We start from the raw sequence: 7,251 nt of genomic DNA on the forward strand, positions 1-7,251 counted from the left end.
GTATTGTATTCCTGTTATTGATCGCATCGACCACTGCTTATGACTGTGCAAACCCAAACCTCCCTTCCTACACCTCCCATTCGCGCCTTGAATCGCCAAATGATCGTTATCCTCGATTTCGGTTCCCAATACTCTGAACTGATTGCCCGTCGAATTCGAGAAACCCAAGTTTACTCAGAAGTTCTATCCTATCGAACCTCTGTAGAACAAATTCAAAGAATTAATCCTAAAGGCATTATTCTTTCTGGTGGACCCAACTCAGTTTACGATCCGAGAGCGCCCCAGTGCGATCCCCAAATTTTCCACATGGGTATCCCTATTCTGGGTGTTTGCTATGGGATGCAATTGATGGTGCAACAATTAGGCGGTAACGTGGAAAAAGCAGAACGGGGTGAATATGGAAAAGCAGCCCTGTTTATTGACGATCCCACAGATTTATTTACCAACGTAGATAATGGCAACACCATGTGGATGAGTCATGCGGATTCCTGTTTAGCTCTGCCAGAAGGATTTGAAATTCTTGCCCATACTAATAATACGCGCTGTGCGGCGATCGCCAATCATGAGCGGAAACTCTATGGCGTACAATTTCATCCCGAAGTGGTTCACTCCATTGGTGGTATCGCCCTGATTCGCAATTTTGTCTATCATATCTGTGATGCCGAACCCACTTGGACAACAGAAGCGTTTGTGGAAGAGTCCATCCGAGAAATTCGCGCTAAAGTGGGCGATCAACGGGTATTACTCGCCCTATCCGGAGGAGTTGATTCTTCAACCTTAGCCTTTTTACTGCATAAAGCGATCGGCGATCAACTCACCTGCATGTTCATCGACCAAGGATTTATGCGAAAAGGCGAACCTGAATCCTTGATAGAAATGTTTGAAGGACAATTCCATATTCATGTTAAATATATCGAAGCCCGCGATCGCTTCATCAAAGCCATTGAAGGGGTAACCGATCCCGAAGTCAAGCGCAAACGCATCGGCCATGAATTTATCCGCGTCTTTGAAGAAGAATCCAAACGCTTAGGCCCCTTTGATTATCTAGCTCAGGGAACCCTCTACCCCGATGTAATTGAATCAGCCGATACCAACATGGACCCGAAAACCGGCGAACGGGTGGCAGTCAAAATCAAAAGCCATCACAACGTGGGAGGATTACCCAAAGACCTACAATTTAAGCTGATTGAACCCCTGAGAAAACTGTTTAAAGATGAAGTTCGCAAACTTGGACGCTCCATCGGTCTCCCAGAAGAAATTGTTCAACGTCATCCCTTCCCCGGCCCAGGTTTAGCCATTCGCATTCTCGGAGAAGTCACGGCCGACAAACTGAACATTCTCCGAGATGCAGATTTTGTTGTTCGGGATGAAATTCGCCAGCGAGGGATTTATCATGACTTTTGGCAAGCGTTTGCCGTTCTTTTACCCATCCGCAGTGTTGGAGTCATGGGAGACCAACGCACCTATGCTCACCCCGTGGTATTGCGCTTTATTACCAGTGAAGATGGCATGACTGCAGATTGGTCAAGGGTTTCCTACGATCTCTTAGAAGCTATTTCTAATCGTATTGTGAATGAAGTGAAAGGGGTAAATCGGGTGGTTTATGATATTACCTCCAAACCTCCTGGAACGATTGAATGGGAATAAAATCTAGCCCTTTGGCGAGTCAGAGGGAATACAATAGACCTCTTGCATCAGTGAGTAAAAAATAAATAGGAATGGAGTAATCCTGTATTTTTATCCCTATTGCCTATTGTCTCTTCCCTCTTCCTTTGACACTTGCTGATCCTCCCCTCTTTTCCCTTTAATCCGATGGGCAGATGATGGAGATCTATCGCTCTGAACCTGTGGAAAAACACGAGTCAACTGTGGAAAAATAGATCGGAGTAAAACATAAGTTAGTACACCGATCTATCTTGAAACCTTGTTATCATAAACTATTCCCTATTCCCTATTTCCTCTTCCCTAGGGTGTATCGCTCTAGGTGATTCTGTGGAAAACCTAAAGTAATTCTCAAGGATTCGCTTACGGTTGAAACGTAATTTGATTGGAGTGATAATCGGGAGGCTCTACATGAATGAGAACCCGAACGGGGTGATATTTTTCCTGTAAATGGGCTTCTACTGCTTCGGTAATTTCGTGGGAAGTCGCCACATCGATCGCATCGACAATCAGATGCATTTCAATAAAGACTTGCCGACCGACAATCCCTCGTGAGGCAATATCATGACAGTTTAGCACACCTGGGACTTCCATCACAGTATCATGAATGGCTTCCGGGGCGATCGCCATTTCATCCACTAACCAGGGTAAATTATCCTTGAGAACTTCCCAACCACTATAAAATACCAATAGAGCCACGGGAAACGCTAATAGCACATCTAAAAGGGGATAGCCTAAAACCACTCCCAATAATCCCCCCAAAACCATAATCGTCACCCAAACATCACTCATGGTATGTTTAGCATCCGCAACTAAAATACCACTGCCAATCCGTTGACCGACGGCTCGTTCATAAAAGGCGACAAAAATATTAATCCCCAAAACAATCAGTAATATCCATAAATCTTCAAATTCAATCGTCAGAGGATCGCCTTGAGAAGTGAGACGCTCGAGGGAACTTGAGACAATTTCAAAACAAGCAAACCCTAAAAACGCGGCAATTCCCAAAGCGCCAATAGCATCAAATTTCTGATGTCCATAGGGATGTTCGCGATCGGGTTTGGGTGAGGCGAAGTGATTGGCAACTAATCCCAGGATATTATTGGCACTATCGGTGACACTATGAAGGGCATCGGCTAATAAGCTCAGTGAGCCAGTTTTCCAGCCCACGAGGACTTTAATCAATAACGCCAGTACATTGAGTCCTAACGTAATGAACAACACTTGACGGACTTTAGAACGAATATCTGTAACCATTATCTTCTAGGATAGACAATAGTCTAATCCGGTTTATAGACGTATGACCCAACTAACTCTCAACTTTGCCCAAGGTTCTGTATCTTTTAATTTTACTCCCGAAGCTGCCCAAAACCTGAAAGCAGAAATTAATCAATTGATGGATCGGCTCAAAACTTTGGCAGCGCAACCGGTGACTCCAGGACGGAAACCCCCTCAAGCACCGATGGAATATCACCATAATGGGGACGTTTTCCTAGAGATATTTTGTAATCCTAATATTTATGCAAGTCCCTTTGCAGCAAAGGTTTTGGTGACTCTGAAAAGCGATCGCCTGCGCCTGAGTACCGAAGCGGAACTTACCCGTGTGATTGAAGACCTCAATGCCTATTTGGGATAGAGCGCTTGGCGCAGTAGAAGGGGAATCGGTAATCGGTAATGGGAAAACTATTTTTAACGATTTCAGATGAATTGGCAATTTTTTACGTCACCCCTTAACAGTTTAGTATAATTAAGTCCTGAAGAACCGTCCTGGCGGGGATGGGTAATGAGCAATTCTGATATTTGATATAATAATAGGTTGGTCTCTCCTATACTCAAAATTCAAAACTCATTACCCTATTACTCACCCCTTCCATGAAATCAATCCAAACCTTTCTGATTCTCAGTATAACAGCCTTCTTTAGTGTACTGATTTTTTCTGCTTGTAGTCCAACCCGCACTTCAACTACTTTAGTTATGGGAACTTCTGCCGATTATCCTCCCTATGAATTTAAAGATAGTACAGGAGGAGAAGAACGGATTATTGGTTTTGATGTGGACATTGCCCAATATTTAGCTGAGTCCCTGAATTTTGAGCTGAAAATTGAGGATATGAACTTCGATCGCCTCATTCCTGCCTTAGAAAATAATGAAGTAGATTTTGTAATGGCAGGGATGTCTCCTACACCGGAGCGCCAAGCCAAGGTGGAGTTTACGGATCTCTATTATCAAGCTTCCAGTATTATTCTCATGCCTAGAGGGGCAAATATCAACTTCAAAGAGGACGCAAAAGACAAGCGGGTGGGGGTACAAGGGGGATCGATTCAGGCAGATGCAGCTAAAAAGATTACTGGGATTGAGTTAGTCGAGTTCGATAAAATTGGCGAAATTATCCAAGAGGTGAAAGCGAAAACCCTAGATGCAGCGATTATCGAGTCCACGGTAGCAGAGCGCTATGCTTCCGCGAACCCAGATTTAGATTTTACCCAGCCCTTTGATACCGAATCGAGTGGATCGGCGATCGCCCTCCCTAAAGGTTCTGCCTATACCGAATCCTTTAATCAAGTTTTAACCGAAATGAAAGAGACTGGAAAAATAAAAGAACTGATCCAGAAATGGTTCAGCTAATTCAACCCCATTCACTTTACAGCACTATTCTGGCTCAAAACTCATTACTCATTACTCATTCCAGCGTCTGGGAGGGAACTTGATATCCTTTTTTTCCCATGCTTAAACGTCTCAAAACTTGGACTGCTCTCCTGCCTCGTAAACTGTCTTTACGGGTTGTTTTAGTTGTGCCCTTTGTGTTGCAAGTTTCCTTAGCTGTTAGTTTAACCGGTTGGCTCTCCCTCCGGAATGGGCAAAAAGCGATTAATCAAGTCACAACCCAACTCCGTCAGGAAATCACTGCTCGCATTGAGCAGGAACTTGCTAATTATATTCATGATTTATATTTAGTCAATCAAATTAATCAGGATGCTGTAAACCTCAACTTACTCAATCTCCAAGATTATCAGCAACTGCAAGCCTATTTTGGCAAGCAATTACAAGCGTTTGAATCAATTAGCGCGATAAAGTTTAGTAGCGAGCAGAGAGAATTTTTAGGCTTAGAGCGATCGCCGGATGGATATGTGCTATCCTTAGCCAATCCAGACACAGAGCAAACCCTAGAAACCTATCAATTAAATGGCGATCGAGAAAGGGGACAGCTCTTGTCCTCTACCCCAGACTACGATAGCCGCCTAGAAGTGTGGTATGAGAATGCTATTCAATCCGGAAAAGCGACTTGGGGAGGCATTTACACCCACCTCGGTTCAGAAACCTTAGCCACCACCGTCAATCAACCCGTTTATAGCGAAATCGGCAAACTCTTAGGTGTTTTCGGTGCGGAATTTCGCCTCTCAGAAGTAAGTGATTTTTTAGGAACCTTAGATATTAGTCCAGGGGCAGAAGCCTTTATTTTAGAGCGTTCCGGCTTATTAGTTGCCAGTTCCACCCTAGATCGCCCGTTTCTCGTCACCTATGGCACAACCCTCAGAATTCAAGCCACCAATACCAGCGATCGCCTCATTCAATCCTCTGCCCAATATCTGCAAGAAGAATTTGACACTTTAGAAAACGTGGAAACCACGGAAAATTCAGCGTTTTTGCTCGAAGGAGAGCGGCAATTTTTACAAGTCACTCCCTTTCAGAATGCCCAAGGCATCGATTGGATCATTGTGGTGGTGGTTCCAGAAGCCGATTTTATGGAGCAAATCAACGCTAATACGTGGATTACCATACAATTGTGTGCGATCGCCCTCTTCGTGTCCATTTTACTCGGCTTAAGAACATCCCGTTGGATTAGCCAATCCTTACATCAGCTTATTCAAGCCACTGAAGCGATCGCCAAAGGCAACCTCAATCAACACTTACCCCACTTCTATCTGCGCGAATTAGAAACCTTGCGCCGTTCCTTTAACCAAATGTCCCAACAACTGCGCCATTCTTTCCAAGCCTTAGAAACCGCCAACCAAACCTTAGAAGAACGGGTCGAAAAACGCACCGAAGCCCTCAAATTTGCCAAAGAAAAAACCGAGCAAGCCCTACAAGAACTCAAACAAACACAATCCCAACTCATTCAAACGGAAAAAATGTCCAGTTTAGGTCAAATTGTTGCCGGAGTCGCCCACGAAATCAATAATCCCATCAGTTTTATTTACAGCAACTTACCCCATGCCAAAGAATATCTAGAAGGATTGATTGAGTTGATTGAACTCTATCAAAAACACCATCCGGAATCCGCCAATGAAATCCATCAAAAAACACAAGACATAGATCTAGAGTTTATTGTCGAAGATTTTCAAAACCTAATGATTTCTATGCAGAGTGGAGCCGATCGCATTCAGAAAATCGTGTTAGGATTGCGTAGCTTTTCCCGCTTGGATGAATCCGATCAAAAATGGGTCAACATCCAAGATGGATTAGAGAACAGCTTAATGATTTTGCAAGCGAATTTACAATCGATTCAAGTGATTGAAAACTATACCAGAGTATCCAATATTTTTTGTTACCCTGGCGAAATCAATCAAGTCTTTTTCCAGATCCTAGAAAATGCCATAGATGCCCTATCTGAACCCGATATTATCGATCCCACCCTATGGATTGAAACCCAAGACCTCTCAGAAGATCGGGTGCAAATTCGCATTTCTGATAACGGCCCAGGAATTAGTGAATCGGTCATATCTTCTATTTTTGATCCCTTTTTTACCACCAAACCTGTGGGCCGAGGAACCGGGTTAGGTCTCTCCATTAGCTATCAAATTATTGTCGAGAAACATAAGGGGGAACTCCTTTGCAACTCTACCCCTGGAAAAGGGGCAGAATTTTTGATAAGATTACCGATAAAATTGGGTTATAGTTAACCAAAATATAGTCAGATATAAACAAGACATGGATTCTATTGCAAAAATCCCCTTCATTTTGGCTTCGAGAGATTAATTCTCCTTGGGTGAACTACGCACCTCTCTATCCCATAGCCCATAAAGGCATTTGGGAATGCTTTTCTTAAGATATTATAAGAGCCTAAAATATCCCCTTGACATAAGAATCCTGTATCAGTCCGGTAAAGACCTCTTTTAATTCTTTTTTCCGTAAACTTGGGAATTTCTACTGTTTCCCCATAAACGGGAAGCGGATCTAAGTTGAAAAAGTTCGACTGACTCGTATAACTCTCTTCAGCGATCGCCACTTTAATCCCGACTAATTGACATTTATAAGTCAACATTTCAATCAGACGGTTGAAAGGAATCCCCACAATTTTTTGGTTGTTCACTTTCCCCATCTTGACCTTTTGTTTCCAACCCTCATTTTTGCCAATGACTAAAGTAGTGATATTTTTCTGAACGAGTAGATTGACCAGATAACGGCTGGCTTGATGGAGATAGTTCTCCACTTTTTGATTTCGGCATCGAGTAATATCAAGTCCGATGAATAAGTTACGATATAAATGAAGAGTGTCCAAGCAAAGCAATGCCCCGACTCCTTAAGATAGTCCCCCACCAGAGTAGAGAGTCCCTGGGCGTAGCCTACCATCAAGCAAAAGAGGGCCCA

5 protein-coding genes and 1 pseudogene are annotated in these 7,251 nt (G+C 43.4%); 4 read left to right on the top strand and 2 right to left on the bottom strand.

The window, feature by feature from the left end; translation table 11 throughout:
* The first annotated feature begins 39 nt into the window (after window positions 1-39).
* Window positions 40-1,647: a glutamine-hydrolyzing GMP synthase gene (gene guaA, locus PN466_RS10535; RefSeq protein WP_271939452.1), complete on the top strand. Its 1,608-nt coding sequence runs from the start codon at window positions 40-42 to the stop codon at window positions 1,645-1,647.
* A 378-nt stretch (window positions 1,648-2,025) separates the two neighbouring features.
* Here the strand turns inward: guaA and PN466_RS10540 are convergent, their stop codons facing one another.
* On the bottom strand, window positions 2,026-2,919 hold the full coding sequence (locus PN466_RS10540) for a cation diffusion facilitator family transporter (protein ID WP_271939455.1): 894 nt from the start codon (window positions 2,917-2,919) through the stop codon (window positions 2,026-2,028).
* Between the two features lie 43 nt (window positions 2,920-2,962).
* Here PN466_RS10540 and PN466_RS10545 point away from each other — a divergent pair, with 43 nt between their 5' ends.
* The 3 genes from PN466_RS10545 (at window position 2,963) to PN466_RS10555 (ending at window position 6,563) form a co-directional block, all read left to right on the top strand.
* Window positions 2,963-3,298, top strand: a complete 336-nt coding sequence (locus PN466_RS10545; protein ID WP_271939456.1) for a hypothetical protein — start codon at window positions 2,963-2,965, stop codon at window positions 3,296-3,298.
* A gap of 236 nt (window positions 3,299-3,534) precedes the next feature.
* Window positions 3,535-4,287 (top strand): transporter substrate-binding domain-containing protein, encoded by a 753-nt coding sequence (locus PN466_RS10550; protein ID WP_271939458.1) that lies wholly within the window; start codon window positions 3,535-3,537, stop codon window positions 4,285-4,287.
* A gap of 98 nt (window positions 4,288-4,385) precedes the next feature.
* Window positions 4,386-6,563, top strand: coding sequence for a sensor histidine kinase (locus PN466_RS10555; RefSeq protein WP_271939460.1), 2,178 nt, complete (start codon window positions 4,386-4,388; stop codon window positions 6,561-6,563).
* A 53-nt stretch (window positions 6,564-6,616) separates the two neighbouring features.
* Here PN466_RS10555 and PN466_RS10560 read toward each other — a convergent pair.
* A pseudogene (locus tag PN466_RS10560) lies at window positions 6,617-7,117 on the bottom strand (IS200/IS605 family accessory protein TnpB-related protein); the annotation flags it as partial.
* Window positions 7,118-7,251 lie beyond the last annotated feature (134 nt).

The organism is Roseofilum reptotaenium CS-1145 (assembly GCF_028330985.1).
Lineage (GTDB): Bacteria > Cyanobacteriota > Cyanobacteriia > Cyanobacteriales > Desertifilaceae > Roseofilum > Roseofilum reptotaenium.